This window comes from Pseudomonas sp. HY7a-MNA-CIBAN-0227, from assembly GCF_040310325.1.
In the GTDB taxonomy this organism is placed as follows: domain Bacteria; phylum Pseudomonadota; class Gammaproteobacteria; order Pseudomonadales; family Pseudomonadaceae; genus Aquipseudomonas.
The window spans coordinates 203,501-220,963 of sequence record NZ_JBEOPT010000009.1 but is presented as its reverse complement, the minus strand read 5'-3'; the positions used below and the strand labels follow the sequence as shown (position 1 = coordinate 220,963).

Below are 17,463 nucleotides of genomic sequence, written 5' to 3'. Positions count from 1 at the left end.
GAGCGGGCAAGCCCGCTCGCCACAGGGATCTGTCAGGCGCTGATCGCCACCAGGCTCAACAACTGCCCCTCATGCACGGCAAACTGCGCATCCAACTCGCTGCCGTGGCGCCACTCGCTGGACAGGTCCGTCAGCAACCGCAATCGCGCATGCCCTGTCTCAGACCAATCCAACAGCTCGGCATGTTCAAAGTAGAAGCGCTTTTGCACGATGGGGTAGAGCGCCTTGAACAAGCTCTCCTTGGCCGAAAAGGTCAGGGTCACCAGTTGCGCGATTTGCTCCCGAGGCCCTGCGGCCATGCGCTGCAACTCATTGTGCGTGAGGATTTCCCCTGCCAGACGTTCGGCTCGCTCCAGCGCCAGCACATTCTCCAGATCCATCCCCAGCCCGCGCCACTGCGCCTTATGGGCGACGATAGCCGCCGCGTGGCCGGTGCTGTGGGTGATCGAGCCACTGATATGGGCCGGCCATACCGGTGCTCGATCTTCGCCAATGGCTGGAATGCAGTCCAGCCCTTCAAGCTGTTGCAAGGCAGCACGGGCACATAGCCTCCCGGCGAGAAATTCGGCCTGACGCTTGGCTACCGAACGCTGGATGCTGGCCGGGGGCGGTACGGCGCAGCGCTGGAAGTCGCCGGCGACCAGCAATGTCGGATCGAAGCGGGTGCTCAGAAATACCGTGCCCGGCAAGGGGACGGGCAGCGGCCAATGGGCGTCGAGTGGGGTGCAGCAGGCGGGGAGCGGATTCATACCGGGTATTTTGCACCGGTTACCGCGAGCATGGGTAGCCTGGAACAGGCTCGACTTAACTGGCGTGTTACAGACTGGACGATCCGGTTCAGCCCAGATTCAGAGAGTGTTCAGGAGAAGTTCAGGGGCGCCTGCGTAGTCTGGGACTACGAAAACATATCTGCCCGTTTTAACGGCGTTAAACTGAGCGAGCAAGACTTGCAGGGCCGCTATGATGTACCCAGCTGGAAAGTTGATTTGCCTTGGAGAGCTTTATGAAACTGCTGGTTGTCGAAGATGAGGCGCTGCTGCGTCATCACTTGCTGACCCGACTCACCGACAGCGGTCACGTGGTTGAAGCCGTGGCCAATGCTGAAGAAGCGTTGTACCAGACTGGGCAATTCAACCATGACCTGGCGATCATCGACCTGGGCCTGCCGGGCATGGGCGGCCTGGACCTGATCCGCCAGTTGCGCACCGAGGCCAAGACCTTCCCGATCCTGATTCTCACCGCGCGCGGCAACTGGCAGGACAAGGTCGAAGGCCTGGCAGCCGGCGCCGACGACTACGTGGTCAAGCCGTTCCAGTTCGAAGAGCTGGAAGCACGGATGAATGCATTGCTGCGTCGTTCCAGCGGGTTTACCCAGTCGACCATTGTTGCGGGCCCGTTGCTGCTGGACCTCAATCGCAAACAGGCTTCCCTCGACGAACAACCCCTGGCGCTGACCGCCTATGAGTACCGAATCCTCGAATACCTGATGCGTCACCATCAACAAGTGGTGGCCAAGGACCGCTTGATGGAACAGCTCTACCCCGATGACGACGAGCGCGATCCAAACGTGATCGAAGTGCTGGTGGGCCGCCTGCGCCGCAAGCTGGAAGGGCCTGCGGGATTCAAACCGATCGACACCGTGCGAGGCCTGGGCTACCTGTTTAACGAGCGCTGCCGTTGATTCGCTCGTTACGTGTGCGCCTGATGCTGGCGGCCACCACCCTGGCCGTGCTGTTTATGCTGGCGTTGCTACCGGCCATGCAGGGCGCGTTCAGCCTGGCCTTGCAGGACGCTATCGAGCAGCGCCTGGCGTCAGACGTGACGACGCTGATCTCTGCGGCGCGGGTCGAAAAAAACCGCCTGCTGATGCCGGCGCAATTGCCGGACGAGCGCTTCAACCTCACCGACAGCCGTCTGCTGGGCTACATCTATGACCGTGAAGGCCACCTGGTCTGGCGCTCGCGGGCGACCCAGGAAGAAAACATCAACTACAAGCCGCGCTACGACGGGCGCGGCAACGAGTTCGCGAAGATTCGCGAGGCCAACGGCCAGGAATTTTTTGCCTATGACGTCGAGGTCAAGCTGCTGGGGGGCAAGAGCGCGGCATTCAGTATTGTCGCCCTGCAACCGGTGCGCGAATACCAACTGACCCTCGAAGGTCTGCGGGAAAACCTCTACTTGGGCTTCGGCGCCGCCTTGCTGGTGCTGCTGACCCTGCTCTGGCTCGGCCTGACCTGGGGCCTACAAGCCCTGCGTCGCCTGAGCCAGGAACTGGACGAGATCGAAGGCGGTACCCGCGAAAGCCTCAGTGAACAACACCCGCGGGAGCTGCTGCGGCTGACCGGCTCCCTCAACCGTTTGCTCCACAGCGAGCGTGAGCAGCGCACCCGTTACCGCGACTCCCTCGACGACCTGGCCCACAGCCTGAAAACCCCGCTGGCGGTGTTGCAGGGCGTGAGCGAAGACATGGCCCAGCGCCCCGAGGACCGCGAGCAAGCCTGGGTGCTGCAATCGCAGATCGAGCGCATGAGCCAGCAAATCAGCTACCAGTTGCAGCGCGCCAGCCTGCGCAAAAGCGGCCTGGTGCGCCACCAGGTACGGTTGCGGCCGGTGCTGCAAAGCCTGTGTGACACACTGGACAAGGTCTACCGCGACAAGGGCGTGCGAGTGTCCTTTGACCTGCCGGAAGAATGCGACGTGCCCATCGAGCGGGGCGCTCTGCTCGAATTACTCGGCAACCTGCTGGAAAACGCCTATCGCCTGTGTCTGAGCGAAGTGCGCATCACCCTGTATGAAAGCCTCGAAGGCACCCAGCTGTGCATTGAAGACGATGGCCCTGGCGTACCGCCGGACCAGCGTGCGCGGATTCTGCAAAGGGGCGAGCGGCTGGACCGTCAGCATCCGGGGCAGGGGATCGGGTTGGCAGTGGTCAAGGACATCATCGAAAGCTACGGCGCGCGGCTGACCCTGGGGGATTCACCCTTGGGCGGGGCGGCGTTCAAGATCCACTTTTCGGCAGTCTAAATACTTCTATGGTCAGTGAGCTTTCTGTGGCGAGGGAGCTTGCTCCCTCGCCACATTAATCACTCTTGTCTCAGGACAGTGTTCGGCCTTAGCTTTCTTGCGATCTATAAGCACCGGGCGTCAGCCCCGTCCACTTTTTGAACGCGCGATGAAACGCCGAAGGCTCGGAAAACCCCAGTTGCTCGGCGATCTCCTGCAGTGACAAATCCGCCCGGCCCAAGTGAAAAATCGCAATATCTCGGCGCAGTTCATCCTTGAGCGCCTGAAAGCTGGTGCCTTCTTCGCGCAAATGCCGGCGCAGTGTTTGCGGGCTGATATGCAAATGCTGGGCGACGGCTTCCAGGTCCGGCCAGGGCGTGCGGTCGCGACTTAACAAACGGCGCAACTGGCTGCTCAAGCTGTCGCCTTCGTCCGGGCGTGACAGCAGGTCGGCGGGTGAACGCTCCAGGAAATGCTTGAGGGTGCGCTCGTCCTGCAACAGCGGCAGGCTCAGGTAGCGGCTGTGGAACACCAGGCTGCTGACAGGCGCGGCAAATACGTGGGGGCAGGGGAACAGCAAATCGTATTCGCCACTATGGGCCGGCATCGGGTAGCTGAACGTTGCCTGCTCCAGGCGAATACGCTGGCCGATCAGCCAACTGCCGAGGCGATGCCAGATCACCAGTAGGCACTCACTCAAAAAGTGATCCGGGTCCCACAGTTGAGAATCGTCCAGGCTCAAGCGGGCCATATCGCCTTCCCGTGTCAGGTGCCAGCGCGGCCCCTGCGGGAATAGGCCATAAAATAACAAGCCGCGTTCCAGAGCCTTCTCCAGGGTGCGGCAGTGGATCAGCGCGTGGCACATCATGGCGAAGGTGCCGCGTTTGCTCGGGCCATCGGCGAAGCCCAGGTATTCGTCGTCCAGCGCCAGCCACAGCATCTGCAACAGCTGGGTGAACTGTTCCGGCGCGATACGGGCACGAGGTTCGCTAAGCAGTTCGGGGGTGATGCCCAGTTGCTGCAACAACCCCGAGTAATCGTAGCCGGCCCGGTGCGCACCACCCAGGGCGGCGCGGGCATAGTGACTGGCAATGGTACGTTCACGCATGAAGGGGCCTCGTCCATTAAGTGGCGAATGGTAGCCATCGTACAGAGAAGCGACAAGGCGGATATCCGCCAAATTGTAGGACGAGGCTCGGGCAGTGGGCGGAAATCCGCCACTTGTACCAACGTTTGAATGGTGCCCGAAAACCACAGGGCCTGATCTCTAAAGGCCTTTAGCGGTTTTCAGTAAAGTGGCATGGCGTTTGCGATAGGAAACGCAGATCTGCCCAGCGCAGCTCGCCAAAACAAATCCCTCCAGTGCAGGAGGGTTCGCAATTCAAGTGTCGTGGGCAATGGCGGATATTTGCCACACGAGGCTCTTGAGGAAACTTTGCAATGACGACTCGTCAGCCGTTCTATAAAAGCCTGTATTTCCAGGTGATCGTTGCCATCGTTATCGGCATCCTGCTCGGTCACTTCTACCCGCAGACCGGTGTGGCCCTCAAGCCCCTGGGTGACGGCTTTATCAAGCTGATCAAAATGGTCATCGCCCCGATCATCTTCTGTACAGTCGTCAGCGGTATTGCTGGCATGCAGAACATGAAATCGGTCGGCAAAACCGGCGGCTACGCGCTGCTGTACTTCGAAGTCGTTTCCACCATCGCCCTGCTGATCGGCCTGATCGTGGTCAACGTCGTGCAACCGGGCGCCGGCATGCACATCGACGTAGCGACCCTGGACGCTTCCAAAGTGGCGGCCTACGTGACCGCGGGTGCAGACCAGAGCATCGTTGGCTTCCTGCTTAACGTGATCCCCAATACTATCGTTGGCGCCTTCGCCAACGGCGATATCCTGCAAGTGCTGATGTTCTCGGTGATCTTCGGTTTCGCCCTGCATCGCCTGGGTGCCTACGGCAAGCCGGTCCTGGACTTCATCGATCGCTTCGCCCACGTGATGTTCAACATCATCAACATGATCATGAAGCTCGCGCCAATCGGTGCCCTGGGCGCCATGGCGTTCACCATCGGTGCCTACGGCGTAGGTTCGCTGGTGCAGTTGGGCCAGTTGATGATCTGCTTCTACATCACCTGCCTGCTGTTCGTCCTGGTGGTATTGGGCGGCATCTGCCGCGCCCACGGTTTCAGCGTACTGAAACTGATCCGCTACATCCGTGAAGAACTGCTGATTGTGCTGGGTACTTCCTCCTCGGAATCGGCCCTGCCACGCATGCTGATCAAGATGGAACGCCTGGGTGCGAAGAAGTCGGTAGTAGGTCTGGTTATCCCGACTGGCTACTCCTTCAACCTCGACGGTACTTCGATCTACCTGACCATGGCTGCCGTGTTCATCGCCCAGGCGACTGACACCCACATGGACATCACCCACCAGATCACCCTGTTGCTGGTGTTGCTGCTGTCCTCCAAGGGCGCTGCTGGCGTGACTGGTAGTGGTTTCATCGTACTGGCCGCCACCCTGTCGGCTGTTGGCCACCTGCCGGTTGCCGGCCTGGCGCTGATCCTGGGTATCGACCGCTTCATGTCCGAAGCCCGCGCACTGACCAACCTGGTCGGTAACGCCGTAGCTACCCTGGTAGTTGCCAAGTGGGTCAAGGAACTGGACGAAGACACCCTGCAAATCGAGTTGGCTTCCGGTGGTCGCGGTATCTCCGACACCCGTGAAGAAGACGACCTGGGTGTGGCTGAAGGCCCGACACCCTCTGGCGTCAAGTAACACTGCACCGCTCATGAAAAACCCATCTTCGGATGGGTTTTTTTTGTGGAGAGGGAGCTTGCTCCCGTTGGGCTGCGCAGCAGTCCCTGAAATCACAACGGTCACTGTCGATGATGGTTTATGTAATTGCCGCTTACCCCCAAGCCTGCCTACTCTGTGCCCAATCGAATCGGAATCGGAGCTCCCATGTCAGGTCCCTTGGCATCCCTCAAAGTGCTGGATTTCTCCACCTTGCTGCCTGGCCCGTTTGCCTCATTGCTGCTGGCGGACATGGGCGCCGAAGTGCTGCGTATCGAATCCCCCACGCGTATGGATTTGCTGCGGGTGTTGCCGCCCCATGATCGGGGAGTATCGGCCAGCCACGCCTACCTCAATCGCAACAAACGCAGCCTGGCCCTGGACCTCAAGCAGGCCGAGGCGCTGGAGATTGTCCGGCAGTTGGTGAAGGACTACGACATCGTTCTGGAGCAGTTTCGCCCTGGCGTCATGGACCGTCTGGGCCTGGGGTACGAGGCCTTGAAGGCCATCAATCCGAAGCTGATCTACGTTTCCATCACCGGCTACGGCCAGACCGGCCCCTACAAGGATCGCGCCGGCCACGACATCAACTACCTCGCCCTGGCTGGGGTCGCCAGCTACACCGGGCGCCAGGACAGTGGGCCGTTGCCGTTGGGCGTTCAACTGGCGGACGTCGGTGGCGGCTCATTGCACGCGGTGATCGGGCTGCTGGCGGCGGTCATCGCCAGGCAGCAGAGCGGGGTGGGTCAGTACCTGGACGTGAGCATGACCGACTGCGCCTTCAGCCTTAACGCCATGGCCGGTGCCGGTTACCTGGCTTGTGGCGTGGAGCCTGCGCGGGAAGACCAGATGCTCAATGGCGGCAGTTTTTACGATTACTACCGCTCGCGGGACGGGCGCTGGCTGTCGGTGGGCAGCCTGGAGCCAGGTTTTATGCAGCACCTGTGTACGACCCTCGGGTGTCCGGAACTGGCGCCCCTGGGGTTGTCGCCCAAGGCTGAGCAGCAGAAAGCGCTTAAGCAGGCGCTGCAGGTCGAGTTTGAGAAGCGCAGCTTTGAGGAGTTGTGTGGGTTGTTTGCGGGGGTGGATGCTTGTGTCGAACCGGTCCTCAGCCTTGGTGAAGCTTTGAAACATCCACAGCTCAAGGCTCGGGATCTGGTCAGCCAAGTGCCTCGGGGGGATGGTTCCAGTCAGGCGCAAATGGCCTGCCCGTTGAAGTTTTCAGAAGGGTTGCCGGCGCCCAGGCATATCGGGGTAGGGCTCGGAGCCCACAGTGATGAGGTGTTGGGGGAGTTGGGGTTCAGCACCGAGCGGATTGCACAATTGCGGGGTGCCAAGGTGGTGGGTTAGGGGCTGGTCTGCCGTTATTGCGTTATGAGGATCTACATATTGTTGCGGGCAGGATTCTGGGGTTGTGGGCTGTGGCTGGGTTGGGTACATATCCGTTATTTTGGTCAGGGCGGATTAGGGTTACGCCCTTACGGCGTGTCACTTTGAAAAGCCCAAAGTAACCAAAGGCTCTTGCCCCACCACTTGGTGCCTCGCTGTGGCTCGGCATGCCTTCGTTCGGGTACGCCGAGCCACAGCGAGGCGCCGATAGGTAGGGCAGGAGCGCTTTGCTTACTTTCGCGCCTTTCGAAAGTGAGTCGCTGTAAGAGCGAAACCGCCAGCAGCCGTTACCGCAACAACGGATATGTACTCAACAGCCCCCCTAGAGCCGGGGCCCTCAGCCATCAGCAACCTCAAGAAATGTGTAGATACCTATGGTCATCGCAGGCACCACACTACCTCACTCCACCCGAGTCTCCCCGGTAAACACCAGCGTCTCCCGACACCGCCGGCACAAATACCGCCGCCCCTGACTCACCAGCCCATGGCGCTGGGACGAAAACGGGAAATCACTGTCCGCACACGGGCAACGGTAGATATACCGGGTAACCCGGCGCCGCTGGATCTCATAGGTGTGGCAGCGGTTGGGCGGCAGTTCGTAGACCCCGCGCATGATCAACTGCCATTCCTCGCCATGGGGCTGGATGCGCTCGCCGAACAATTGGTGGGCAATCAGGTGCGCCACTTCATGGGCGACGGTCTGCTTGAGGAAGTCTTCGCTGTTTTCCCGGTACAGCTGCGGGTTGAAGCGCAACAGGTTCTCGTGCAAATGCGCGACACCGGCCTTCTGGCCACGCAGCTTGAGGCTGACGTGGGGGCGTTTGAAACTTCGTTTGAAAAAGGATTCGGCTTGTTGGAAACAATCTTCGACGCGAGTATTGAGTTGCTCGGGCATGCTGTACATATCTCCAGAGACGTCCAGTATGCCGCAAACCTGGGTGTTTCCGAATCTGTCAGGCGCCGAATGGTCATGCAGAACGCATAAAGCCACCTTGCGGTGGCTTTTCCTGCAATTTGGAGAGGGCTAGCTGGTGTAGATCGGGCCGATGCCCAGGCCCCAGACGATCACGGTAAAGGCCATGATCGCCACCAGCACCACCAGGCCCACGGCCAGCACCGAGCTGGAGAACAGAAAGCCTTCGTCCGGGTTGATGTTCATGAAGGTCGGCAACCCGACATACAGCAGGTACACCGTGTAGCTGATGGCGGTCGTGCCGACGACCATCCCCAGCCACATATGCGGGTAGAGCGCCGCCAGCCCGCCGACAAACAGCGGTGTCGCGGTGTAGGTGGCAAACGCCACGCAGCGCGCCATGCTCGGGTTGGCGTCGTAGGTGCGCGCCATCCAATGAATGAAGGCGCCCATCACCGCAACGCCGCCGAGCATCGCCAGGTACGACATGATGGTCATCCACAGCGCGCTTTCCTGGGTCAGCATGACCGGGGACCGATTGCCGATGACCCAGCCGACCTGGGTGGTACCGATAAAGGCTGCTACGGCGGGGATCGCCGCGAGAATCAGCGTGTGAGTGAGGTACATGCGGCTGATGCTTTCTTCTTTATCGCCACGAATTTCCCGCCATTGCTGATCGGGGTGGGTGAAAAGTCCCACGACGTGATGGATCATGCCAGTCACTCCTGTTGTTATTACCATCGCCCCCCAACGGAGCGCCCACGGGCCAATTGGCCTGAAAGGTCTGGATATATGTGCGCGACCTTATGTCGGAGTATAGGAAGTGATGACCGGAAAAAGGGTGGAGCTTTAGAGCAAATCGCGCTGTAAACACAGAGGTTAATCGCAATGACTTCTGTAAATGGCTCACCACACAAGCGCGCTCGCCACTGTGCCTGGATTTTTGCGTAAAATACCCCGCTTTTCGTCACACACCTTTCACGGGTCCAAGCGCCATGGGCACTTTTACGGTCAACCAGAACAAGCTGCAAAAACGCCTGCGTCGCCAGGTTGGTGAAGCAGTCGCCGATTTCAACATGATCGAGGAGGGCGACAAGGTCATGGTCTGCCTGTCCGGTGGCAAGGACAGCTACACCCTGCTCGACGTGTTGCTGCACCTGCAAAAGGTCGCACCGATCACGTTCGACATCGTTGCCGTGAACATGGACCAGAAACAGCCTGGTTTTCCCGAGGAAGTGCTGCCGGCCTACTTCAAGACACTGGGGGTCGAGTACCACATCGTCGAGAAAGACACCTATTCGCTGGTCAAGGAACTGATCCCGGAAGGCAAGACCACCTGTTCACTGTGTTCACGCCTGCGCCGTGGCACGCTCTACACCTTTGCCGACGAGATAGGCGCGACCAAGATGGCCCTCGGTCATCACCGTGATGACATCGTCGAAACCTTCTTCCTCAACATGTTCTTTAATGGTTCCCTCAAGGCCATGCCGCCCAAGCTGAGGGCCGATGACGGGCGCAACGTGGTGATTCGCCCGCTGGCGTATTGCAACGAGATGGACATCCAGGCTTACTCCGACTTCAAGCAATTCCCGATCATTCCCTGCAACCTCTGCGGCTCCCAGGAAAACTTGCAGCGCCAGGTGGTCAAGGACATGCTTCAGGATTGGGAGCGCAAGACGCCGGGGCGCATTGATAGCATCTTGCGCAGTTTGCAGAACGTGCAGCCGTCGCAACTGGCCGACCGCAACCTGTTCGACTTCACCAGCCTGCGGATCGACGAAAGCGCCGCTTCGCGCTTCGTCAACGTAGTGAATCTCTGAGCATTTTCAACGCTCTGATTGACGGCGCTTGCGGGCGCCGTTTTCATTTCAATTCTTAGGAGAGGGCATGCGCGATTACAAGTGGCTGCACGAATACTGTCTGAACCGTTTCGGTTCGGCGGCCGAGCTGCAAGCCCATCTGCCTGTCCCCAAGACCCCGGCGCAATTGCGTGAGATCAGCGATGACCGCTACCTGTCGACCTTGTCGCTGCGGGTGTTCCGCGCCGGGCTCAAGCACAGCGTAGTGGACGCCAAGTGGCCGGCGTTCGAGCAGGTGTTCTTTGGTTTCGATCCGGAAAAAGTGGTGCTGATGGGGGCCGAGCACCTTGAGCGGCTGATGCAGGACACGCGAATCATCCGCCACCTGGGCAAGCTCAAGAGCGTGCCGCGCAATGCGCAGATGATCCTGGATATCGAGAAAGAGAAGGGCAGCTTTGGCGCGTTGATCGCCGAGTGGCCGGTGACCGATATCGTTAGCCTGTGGAAGTACTTGAGCAAGCACGGCCACCAGTTGGGCGGGCTGTCGGCACCGCGTTTTTTGCGCATGGTCGGCAAGGACACCTTTGTGCCGAGCTATGACGTGGTGGCGGCGTTGAGTGCGCAGAAGATCATCGACAAGGTGCCCACCAGTCTGCGAGACCTGGCAACGGTGCAGGACGCGTTCAACCAGTGGCACACGCAGAGTGGTCGGCCGATGTGTCAGTTGTCGATGATGTTGGCCTACACAGTCAACCACTGACACTGTGGCGAGGGGGCTTGCCCCCTCGCCACAAAAAGCCTCTTCAGCCCGACAATTCCATCAGGCCGGCTGACCTTCCCCCGACAACCGCCGATCCAGCTGGAATCGCCAGCGCACATACAGCAGCGCCGTGCAGAACACCGCCAGGCTCGCCAGCATTTCCAGCACACCGAACCAATGCCGGTTCGGATCGTAGGCGGCCAATGCGCCTTTGATGAAATACAGGTTCACCACAAAACACATCCACGAATGCCCGCGAGCGCTGCCTACGATCATGCCCGGCGCCAGCAACAGCAACGGCACCAGTTCGATCAGCAGTATCACCCAGGGCCGGGCGCCGTGCAGGTCGGCAAACACCAGATAATAGGCGCACAGCAAGCCGATCAGGCCGAGGAAACTCACCAGACTCAGTACCCGCATCACTCTGACTCGAGGTTCCAGCCAGGCTTGGGGCGGCAGGACTTTAGGCTTCTTGGCCACGGCCACTCTCCAGTTTCAAGGCGGTTTTCGCCAGGCGCAGGCCAAGGGCTCGGCACAGGGCGATTTCATGTTGATCCAGGGCACGCTTGCCGTCGGCGCCGGAATGATGGCTGGCGCCGTAAGGGGTGCCGCCGCCCTGGGTGTCGAGCAATGCCTGTTCGCTGTAGGGCAGGCCGGTGATCAGCATGCCGTGGTGCAACAGCGGCAACAGCATCGACATCAGCGTGGTTTCCTGGCCGCCGTGCAGGCTGGCAGTGGAGGTGAAGACGCCAGCCGGTTTACCGACGAGGGCACCGGTCAGCCACAGGTTGCTGGTGCCATCGAGAAAGTACTTCAGCGGTGCCGCCATGTTGCCAAAGCGAGTCGGGCTGCCCAGGGCCAGGCCCGAGCAGTTTTTCAGATCATCGAGGCTGGCGTACAACGCGCCTTCGGCCGGAATGCTCGGGGCCACGGCTTCGCATTCGGTGGAGATTGCCGGCACGGTGCGCAACCGCGCTTCCAGCCCACCTTGCTCGATGCCCCGGGCAATCTGCCGGGCCATTTCACTGACTGATCCGTTGCGGCTGTAATACAGTACCAGTACGTACGGCGTGCTCACGGCAGAATCTCCAGAATTTTTTCCGGCGGACGGCCGATCACAGCCTTGTCAGCGGTTTCCAGGATCGGCCGTTCCATCAGCTTGGGATGAGCTGCGATAGCGGTAATCAACTGGGCTTCGCTGAGGCTGGCGTCAGCCAGGTTGAGGGCCTTGTACTCATCTTCGCCGGTGCGCAGCAGTTGTCGGGCGCGGATGCCCAGCTTGCCCAGCAATGCCTGCAATTGCGAGGCGTCCAGCGGAGTTTCCAGGTAGCGCACTACGGTCGGCGTCAGGCCGCGGGCTTGCAGTAGTTCGAGCGCACCGCGGGATTTCGAGCAGCGCGGGTTGTGATAAAGCGTCAGATCGGTCATGTGCGGGTCGCATCTTGCGTAAGGTGGCGGGTATTCTACCCGCGCTGCGCCCAGTCCTGAACCTTGAGAGGCGATAGGCCGCAGCCAACGTTCACTTTTGCGAAGGATTACCCATGACAAGGCGACTGATCGGTGCATTGGCGATCATCACAACCCTGCTGCTCAGCGGCTGCGGCAATGACTATGGCGTTGACCAATACGGCCAGAAAGTGGCGTCCGAGCGCCTGGACAAGCAATGGTTGGTCATCAACTACTGGGCAGAATGGTGTGGCCCGTGCCGCACCGAGATTCCCGAGCTGAATGCCTTGGCCGAGCAGCTCAAAGGCCAGTCGGCGGGGGTGTTCGGGGTCAACTTCGACAATGTGCAGGGCGAAGAACTCAAGAGCGCCAGTGACAAGCTGGGCATCAAGTTCACCGTGCTGGCGCAGAACCCGGACGGGATATTCGACATTCCGCGCAGCGAAGCCTTGCCCGTGACCTATATCATCGATGACAAGGGCAAGGTGCGTGAACAGTTGATGGGTGAGCAGACAGCAGAAGGGGTGTTGGCGAAGTTGAAGGCGTTGCGTGGCTGATTAATGTCGGAGCCGGTTAACCGGCTCCTGCAGGTCTTTCAGCCTTCTTCCAGCCACAACCGCAAAGGTTTGCCTTCAGCCGGCCAGAAACGGGTCTGCTCGATGGGCGAAATATCCCAGCGCTCGACGGTTTCCAGGGCCTTGAAGAAGCGGTGTTCCTGCTCCATCAATGCTTCAGGGCACAGCTTGCGTGTGCTGCCGACCTTGCCGAAGCTGAGCTTGTCACCGTCCAGGGTGTAGGGTGCAAACCAATGATTGCAGCCGCCATTACCGTAGGCCCGGCCGTCAGAGCCGAGGGTTACGGTTAGATGCGCGTAATCCATCAGCGGCCGTTCGCCGATCCACTCCAGCACGTAGCTGTGGTCCTGCTTGAGCTTGACGGGTTCACCGGCGCAGCCCGCGAGGCCTGCACCCAGGACGGCGAGCACAAGCAAGGCCTTCATTGAGCAGCCTTCTGGCATTTCGGGCAGCGGTGTTTGTCGCCGTCAGTGGTCCAGCCCAGCTCGGTGATCCGCGCGTTGGCGGCCGGTTGCAGCGGCGCTTTGGTCAGCTTGGTTTCTACCGCGAACTCAAACTCCAACACCGTGTCACAGCTGTCGCAGTTGGCCTTCCAGGTGTGAATCTCCAGTTCGCCAAACTTCGGGCCCTGGGCCATGGCGACCCATTGGCCGGCCGGACTGATAGAGTAGCGGGCGTCGCCTTCGACAGTCAGGCGCATCGACAAGGTTTTACTGCCGCGCAGGGTGACGATCAGGACATCGCCGTTCTTGATCGAGCCGCCGTTGCCGGTGACTTGATAACGGCCCGGCACCAGGGCGCGGCATTCGATTAGGGTGTGTTGCGGGCTCAGCAAGCTGAAGCGGAAATCGTGTTCGGCCATGGATCCTCCAAATAGGCGCGGCATCCTATCACGGGCCGCAGCCCATCATGGCCCCGGTATGTGACCGCTGATCAGCCTTGTACCTGGTTTTGCGGCCGATCGTCTGCCCACGCCGTGATATTGGCCAGGGTGGTTCCGGCAATCGATGCCAGTGCTTCCTGGGTCAGGAACGCCTGGTGGGCGGTGATGATCACGTTGGGGAAGGTCAACAAGCGCGCCAGCACATCGTCTTGCAGCGGCAAGTCCGAACAGTCTTCGAAAAACAGCTGCGCCTCTTCTTCGTAAACATCCAGTCCCAGGTAACCCAATTGCCCATCCTTGAGGGCTTCAATCAGTGCCGGTGTGTCTACTAGCCCACCGCGTCCGGTGTTGATCAGCATGGCACCGGGCTGCATATGGGCCAGGGACTGCACATTGATCAGGTGTTTGCTTTCGCTGGTCAGCGGGCAATGCAGGCTGATGATTTGTGCCTGGGTCAGCAACTCCTGAAGGCTCATGTAACGAGCGCCGAGGGCTTCGACCTGCGGGTTGGGGTACGGGTCGTAGGCCAATAGCGTGCAGCCGAAGCCGTTCATGATTTTGGCGAAGGTGGCGCCGATCTGCCCGGTGCCGACCACGCCGACGGTCTTGCCCACCAGGTCGAAGCCGGTCAGGCCATGCAAACTGAAATCGCCGTCGCGGGTACGGTTGTAGGCGCGGTGCAGGCAGCGGTTGAGGGCCAGGATCAGGGCGACGGCATGTTCGGCCACCGCATGGGGCGAGTAGGCAGGTACCCGCACGATGGTCAGGCCCAGGCGTTTGGCGGCAGTCAGGTCGACATGGTTGTAACCGGCCGAGCGCAGGGCAATCAGTCGCGTACCGCCTGAGGCCAGATGTTCCAGTACCGGGGCGCTGAGATCGTCGTTGATGAAGGCACAGACCACTTCGTGGTTGTCGGCCAGAGCCACGGTATCGAGGTTTAATCGAGCGGGCTGAAACTGCAGCTCCATGCCTGCCGGCAACGACTCGCCAAGAAAACTGTCGCGGTCGTAGGTCTGGCTGCTGAAGAGGATGACGCGCATCAAATTGTTCCTTTATTGATAGGGTTTAGGTGCTGACCCGGGCCTCACTGGCCAGCCGTGCAATCGCCATGTCCAGCTCATCTAGAGCTGCCATGGCCTTGGCGTCGTCCTGCTTAAGCAGGGTCTCGGCCCGTTGGCAGGTCGCCCGCAATTGCGGTACGCCGCAGTAGCGAGTCGCGCCGTGCAGACGGTGGACGCGTTCGATCAGGGCCTGGTTGTCGTTGGCATCACGGGCGACACGAATGGCTTCGCGGTCGGCCTCCAGGGACGCGAGCAACATGGCGAGCATATCCGCCGCCAGGTCCGCCTTGCCGGCCGCCAGGCGCAAGCCTTCCTCGTGGTCCAGGACCAGCAGTTGCGCGGCCTGGCCGACACTTTCGGCGCCCCGTTCCGGGCCTTGATTGCGCAAGGCCAGGCCGGTCCATTTCAACACCACCTGGGCCAGTTGCCGTTCGCTGATGGGCTTGGTCAGGTAGTCATCCATGCCGCTTTGCAGCAAGGCGCGTTTTTCGTTGGCCATGGCGTGGGCGGTAAGGGCGACGATCGGCAGCGGCGTGCCGTGGCGCTCGTTTTCCCATTGGCGAATCGCCTCGGTGCTCTGGCGACCGTCCATGCCTGGCATCTGCACGTCCATCAGCACCAGGTCGAAGGTTTCCTTTTTTACCGCCTCGATGGCTGTATAACCGCTGTCCACCGCCTGGACCTTTGCGCCCATATCCTCCAGCAGTGTCTGCACCAGCAACAGGTTTGCCGGGTTGTCGTCGACACACAGCACCCTTGGGGCACGGCTGGACAATGGCTCGCCGGGCTCGCTGCGCAAAGGACGCGGGCTGATCAGGTCGGACAGGGCACGACGCAGCTTGCGGGTGCAGGCCGGTTTGGCCTGCAACTGACTGTTGGGGTTGGGGACCGACAGGTTGAACAGCATCTGCTCGGTGGTTGGGCACAGCACCAGCACTTTGCAGCCCAGGTGTTCGAGGTCCCAGAGGTGCTGGTTCAGGCGCTCCGGCGGAATATCATTGGCGGTGATGCCCAATACCGCCAAGTCAATCGCCTGCTCAGTCTGGTGGGCGCTGGTGATGCCGTTGGTCAGGCTCTCCAGGGTGTTGAACGGCGTGACTTCCAGGCCGCAGTCTTCCAACTGGTGTTGCAGGGCCTGGCGTGCCAGTTCGTGATTTTCCAGTACCGCGACACGGCGACCCAGCAAAGGCGCAGAGGGCAGGTCTTCGACATCGTCGCGAGTTTTTGGCAGGTTCAGGCTGATCCAGAAATCCGAGCCTTCGCCTGGCGTGCTGTCGACGCCAATCTCGCCGCCCATCTGTTCGATCAGGCGCTTGGAAATCACCAACCCCAGGCCGGTGCCGCCCGGCTGTCGTGACAGTGAATTGTCGGCCTGACTGAACGCCTGGAACAGCGCCCGTACGTCCTGGCTGGACAGGCCGATTCCGGTGTCCTGGACGCTGATGCGCAGTTGCACGCTGTCCTCCTGCTCGTCTTCAAGCATGGCGCGGGCGACGATGGTGCCTTCGCGAGTGAACTTGATGGCGTTGCTGACCAGGTTGGTGAGGATCTGCTTGAGGCGCAGCGGGTCGCCCACCAGGGATAGCGGCGTATCGCGATAGACCAGGCTTACCAGTTCCAGCTGCTTGGCGTGGGCGGCCGGGGCGAGGATGGTCAAGGTGTCCTGCATCAGGTCTCGCAGGTTGAAGGGGATGCTGTCGAGCACCAGCTTGCCGGCTTCGATTTTCGAGAAGTCGAGAATTTCGTTGATGATGCCCAGCAGGTTGTCGGCGGATTTTTCGATGGTGCCCAAATAGTCCAGCTGACGGGGCGATAGCTCGCTTTTCTGCAGCAGGTGGGTGAAGCCGAGAATGCCGTTGAGTGGCGTGCGGATTTCATGGCTCATGTTGGCGAGGAATTCCGACTTGATGCGGCTGGCTTCCAGGGCTTCCTTGCGGGCCAGGTCGAGTTCGATGTTCTGGATTTCGATGGTTTCCAGGTTCTGCCGCACGTCTTCAGTGGCCTGGTCGATACTGTGCTGCAGTTCTTCCTGGGCGTTTTGCAGGGTCTCGGCCATGCGGTTGATGCCCGACGCCAGTTGGTCCAGCTCCTGGCTGCCCAAAGGTGGCAAGCGGGTTTCCAGGTTGCCGTCCTTGAGTTGCGCCACCGCTTGCTTGATCTGGCCGATGGGCGAGGTGATCGTGCGGCTTATGCGCAGGGCCAGCGAGGCGGTGCAGACCAGGCCAATGGCGATCAGCAGCAGGCTGGCGAACAGGCTGCGATAGCCACGCAGCAGCATGCCGTTGTGGGACAGTTCCAACTCGACCCAGCCCAGCAGGCGATCGGATTCATCAGGGATCAGCTCACCGGCGAGGTTGCGATGGCGGCCAAAAACCGGCAGCAGATAACGGGTAGCGTCATTGCCGGTACGCTGTAGCAGGTGGGAACTGTTACCGATGGGCGGCTGATTGAGCATGGTCGGGCCGGCATGGGCCAGGGGCGAGCGGTCCGGCGCCAGGAAAGACACGGCTCGTACGTCGGGTTGCTCCAGGTAATGGGTGGCAATGCGCTCCAGCAAGTCGGTGTTCTTGTTACCCAACGCCGGCGCCACTAATGGCGCCAGTTGCTCGGCAATCATCTCGCCGCGATTGAGCAGCTGGGTTTGCAGCTCCGACAGTTGCATCCAGGTGAAATAACCGCCCAGCAGTAACGCCATCAAGCTGGTAGGTAATAATGTCAGCAACAGTACGCGGCCTTTTATCCCCGTTCGTCTAAACACGCCACTCTCCTGCTACCACATGGTGATCGAAATTCTTCGCGGGCGTCCGGCTCGCGACACTTGCGCAGTGTAGCCATTCGCAG

At 60.5% G+C, this 17,463-nt stretch carries 18 protein-coding genes; 7 read left to right on the top strand and 11 right to left on the bottom strand.

The window, feature by feature from the left end; genetic code table 11:
* Positions 1 to 32 precede the first annotated feature (32 nt).
* Positions 33 to 749: a 4'-phosphopantetheinyl transferase family protein gene (locus AAEZ06_RS17195; protein ID WP_149413536.1), complete on the bottom strand. Its 717-nt coding sequence runs from the start codon at positions 747 to 749 to the stop codon at positions 33 to 35.
* Between the two features lie 254 nt (positions 750 to 1,003).
* On the opposite strand from AAEZ06_RS17195, the gene AAEZ06_RS17190 reads away from it, so the two are divergent.
* Positions 1,004 to 1,681, top strand: coding sequence for a response regulator transcription factor (locus AAEZ06_RS17190; RefSeq protein WP_149413535.1), 678 nt, complete (start codon positions 1,004 to 1,006; stop codon positions 1,679 to 1,681).
* Positions 1,678 to 3,024: an ATP-binding protein gene (locus AAEZ06_RS17185; RefSeq protein ID WP_149413534.1), complete on the top strand. Its 1,347-nt coding sequence runs from the start codon at positions 1,678 to 1,680 to the stop codon at positions 3,022 to 3,024. The genes AAEZ06_RS17190 and AAEZ06_RS17185 overlap by 4 nt, the downstream gene beginning before the upstream one ends.
* An 88-nt stretch (positions 3,025 to 3,112) precedes the next feature.
* Here the strand turns inward: AAEZ06_RS17185 and AAEZ06_RS17180 are convergent, their stop codons facing one another.
* Entirely contained in the window at positions 3,113 to 4,111 is a 999-nt protein-coding gene (locus tag AAEZ06_RS17180; RefSeq protein WP_149413533.1) for an AraC family transcriptional regulator, read from the bottom strand.
* Positions 4,112 to 4,443: 332 nt separating this feature from the next.
* Here AAEZ06_RS17180 and AAEZ06_RS17175 point away from each other — a divergent pair, with 332 nt between their 5' ends.
* Both AAEZ06_RS17175 and AAEZ06_RS17170 read left to right on the top strand, forming a co-directional pair.
* The gene (locus AAEZ06_RS17175; protein ID WP_149413532.1) at positions 4,444 to 5,778 is read left to right on the top strand and encodes a dicarboxylate/amino acid:cation symporter; all 1,335 of its coding nucleotides are present in this window, start codon (positions 4,444 to 4,446) and stop codon (positions 5,776 to 5,778) included.
* A gap of 186 nt (positions 5,779 to 5,964) precedes the next feature.
* Positions 5,965 to 7,146: a CaiB/BaiF CoA transferase family protein gene (locus AAEZ06_RS17170; RefSeq protein WP_350615326.1), complete on the top strand. Its 1,182-nt coding sequence runs from the start codon at positions 5,965 to 5,967 to the stop codon at positions 7,144 to 7,146.
* Between the two features lie 439 nt (positions 7,147 to 7,585).
* Here the strand turns inward: AAEZ06_RS17170 and AAEZ06_RS17165 are convergent, their stop codons facing one another.
* Positions 7,586 to 8,080 carry a SprT family zinc-dependent metalloprotease gene (locus AAEZ06_RS17165; RefSeq protein ID WP_149413530.1) on the bottom strand — a complete coding sequence of 165 codons (495 nt, stop codon included), beginning with the start codon at positions 8,078 to 8,080 and terminating at the stop codon, positions 7,586 to 7,588.
* Between the two features lie 129 nt (positions 8,081 to 8,209).
* Positions 8,210 to 8,812 (bottom strand): Yip1 family protein, encoded by a 603-nt coding sequence (locus AAEZ06_RS17160; RefSeq protein ID WP_149413529.1) that lies wholly within the window; start codon positions 8,810 to 8,812, stop codon positions 8,210 to 8,212.
* Between the two features lie 281 nt (positions 8,813 to 9,093).
* Between AAEZ06_RS17160 and ttcA the strand changes: the two genes are divergently transcribed.
* Positions 9,094 to 9,918, top strand: coding sequence for a tRNA 2-thiocytidine(32) synthetase TtcA (gene ttcA, locus AAEZ06_RS17155; RefSeq protein WP_149413528.1), 825 nt, complete (start codon positions 9,094 to 9,096; stop codon positions 9,916 to 9,918).
* 67 nt (positions 9,919 to 9,985) lie between these two features.
* Positions 9,986 to 10,657, top strand: coding sequence for a DNA-3-methyladenine glycosylase I (locus tag AAEZ06_RS17150; protein WP_149413527.1), 672 nt, complete (start codon positions 9,986 to 9,988; stop codon positions 10,655 to 10,657).
* A gap of 60 nt (positions 10,658 to 10,717) precedes the next feature.
* On the opposite strand, the gene AAEZ06_RS17145 is transcribed toward AAEZ06_RS17150, so the two are convergent.
* From AAEZ06_RS17145 to arsC, 3 genes are read right to left on the bottom strand one after another with little or no spacing between them, the layout of a single operon-like run.
* A complete protein-coding gene (locus AAEZ06_RS17145) occupies positions 10,718 to 11,137 on the bottom strand; it encodes a DUF2069 domain-containing protein (RefSeq protein WP_350615323.1) in 420 nt (139 codons plus the stop codon).
* A complete protein-coding gene (gene wrbA / locus AAEZ06_RS17140) occupies positions 11,121 to 11,735 on the bottom strand; it encodes an NAD(P)H:quinone oxidoreductase (RefSeq protein ID WP_149413525.1) in 615 nt (204 codons plus the stop codon). The genes AAEZ06_RS17145 and wrbA overlap by 17 nt, the downstream gene beginning before the upstream one ends.
* Positions 11,732 to 12,085 (bottom strand): arsenate reductase (glutaredoxin), encoded by a 354-nt coding sequence (gene arsC, locus AAEZ06_RS17135; RefSeq protein ID WP_149413524.1) that lies wholly within the window; start codon positions 12,083 to 12,085, stop codon positions 11,732 to 11,734. Before arsC ends, wrbA begins: the two co-directional genes overlap by 4 nt.
* 113 nt (positions 12,086 to 12,198) lie before the next feature.
* Here arsC and AAEZ06_RS17130 point away from each other — a divergent pair, with 113 nt between their 5' ends.
* Positions 12,199 to 12,660: a TlpA disulfide reductase family protein gene (locus tag AAEZ06_RS17130; protein ID WP_149413523.1), complete on the top strand. Its 462-nt coding sequence runs from the start codon at positions 12,199 to 12,201 to the stop codon at positions 12,658 to 12,660.
* Between the two features lie 38 nt (positions 12,661 to 12,698).
* Here AAEZ06_RS17130 and AAEZ06_RS17125 read toward each other — a convergent pair whose 3' ends face one another.
* The 4 genes from AAEZ06_RS17125 to AAEZ06_RS17110 form a co-directional block, all read right to left on the bottom strand.
* Entirely contained in the window at positions 12,699 to 13,103 is a 405-nt protein-coding gene (locus tag AAEZ06_RS17125) for an META domain-containing protein (RefSeq protein ID WP_133099206.1), read from the bottom strand.
* Positions 13,100 to 13,540: a hypothetical protein gene (locus tag AAEZ06_RS17120; protein WP_149413522.1), complete on the bottom strand. Its 441-nt coding sequence runs from the start codon at positions 13,538 to 13,540 to the stop codon at positions 13,100 to 13,102. Before AAEZ06_RS17120 ends, AAEZ06_RS17125 begins: the two co-directional genes overlap by 4 nt.
* A 71-nt stretch (positions 13,541 to 13,611) precedes the next feature.
* Complete coding sequence (locus tag AAEZ06_RS17115) at positions 13,612 to 14,601, bottom strand: 2-hydroxyacid dehydrogenase (protein ID WP_149413521.1); 990 nt, start codon at positions 14,599 to 14,601, stop codon at positions 13,612 to 13,614.
* A 25-nt stretch (positions 14,602 to 14,626) separates the two neighbouring features.
* Positions 14,627 to 17,380 carry a response regulator gene (locus AAEZ06_RS17110; RefSeq protein ID WP_149413520.1) on the bottom strand — a complete coding sequence of 918 codons (2,754 nt, stop codon included), beginning with the start codon at positions 17,378 to 17,380 and terminating at the stop codon, positions 14,627 to 14,629.
* Positions 17,381 to 17,463 lie beyond the last annotated feature (83 nt).

Excerpts from the sequence above, each read along its gene's own strand:
- AAEZ06_RS17175 (WP_149413532.1), top strand. The coding sequence starts at position 4,444 with ATGACGACTCGTCAGCCGTTCTATAAAAGCCTGTATTTCCAGGTGATC.
- AAEZ06_RS17125 (WP_133099206.1), bottom strand. The coding sequence starts at position 13,103 with ATGAAGGCCTTGCTTGTGCTCGCCGTCCTGGGTGCAGGCCTCGCGGGC.
- AAEZ06_RS17165 (WP_149413530.1), bottom strand. The coding sequence starts at position 8,080 with ATGCCCGAGCAACTCAATACTCGCGTCGAAGATTGTTTCCAACAAGCC.
- AAEZ06_RS17120 (WP_149413522.1), bottom strand. The coding sequence starts at position 13,540 with ATGGCCGAACACGATTTCCGCTTCAGCTTGCTGAGCCCGCAACACACC.
- AAEZ06_RS17160 (WP_149413529.1), bottom strand. The coding sequence starts at position 8,812 with ATGATCCATCACGTCGTGGGACTTTTCACCCACCCCGATCAGCAATGG.
- AAEZ06_RS17170 (WP_350615326.1), top strand. The coding sequence starts at position 5,965 with ATGTCAGGTCCCTTGGCATCCCTCAAAGTGCTGGATTTCTCCACCTTG.
- AAEZ06_RS17180 (WP_149413533.1), bottom strand. The coding sequence starts at position 4,111 with ATGCGTGAACGTACCATTGCCAGTCACTATGCCCGCGCCGCCCTGGGT.
- AAEZ06_RS17195 (WP_149413536.1), bottom strand. The coding sequence starts at position 749 with ATGAATCCGCTCCCCGCCTGCTGCACCCCACTCGACGCCCATTGGCCG.
- AAEZ06_RS17190 (WP_149413535.1), top strand. The coding sequence starts at position 1,004 with ATGAAACTGCTGGTTGTCGAAGATGAGGCGCTGCTGCGTCATCACTTG.
- arsC (WP_149413524.1), bottom strand. The coding sequence starts at position 12,085 with ATGACCGATCTGACGCTTTATCACAACCCGCGCTGCTCGAAATCCCGC.
- ttcA (WP_149413528.1), top strand. The coding sequence starts at position 9,094 with ATGGGCACTTTTACGGTCAACCAGAACAAGCTGCAAAAACGCCTGCGT.
- AAEZ06_RS17150 (WP_149413527.1), top strand. The coding sequence starts at position 9,986 with ATGCGCGATTACAAGTGGCTGCACGAATACTGTCTGAACCGTTTCGGT.
- AAEZ06_RS17115 (WP_149413521.1), bottom strand. The coding sequence starts at position 14,601 with ATGCGCGTCATCCTCTTCAGCAGCCAGACCTACGACCGCGACAGTTTT.
- AAEZ06_RS17130 (WP_149413523.1), top strand. The coding sequence starts at position 12,199 with ATGACAAGGCGACTGATCGGTGCATTGGCGATCATCACAACCCTGCTG.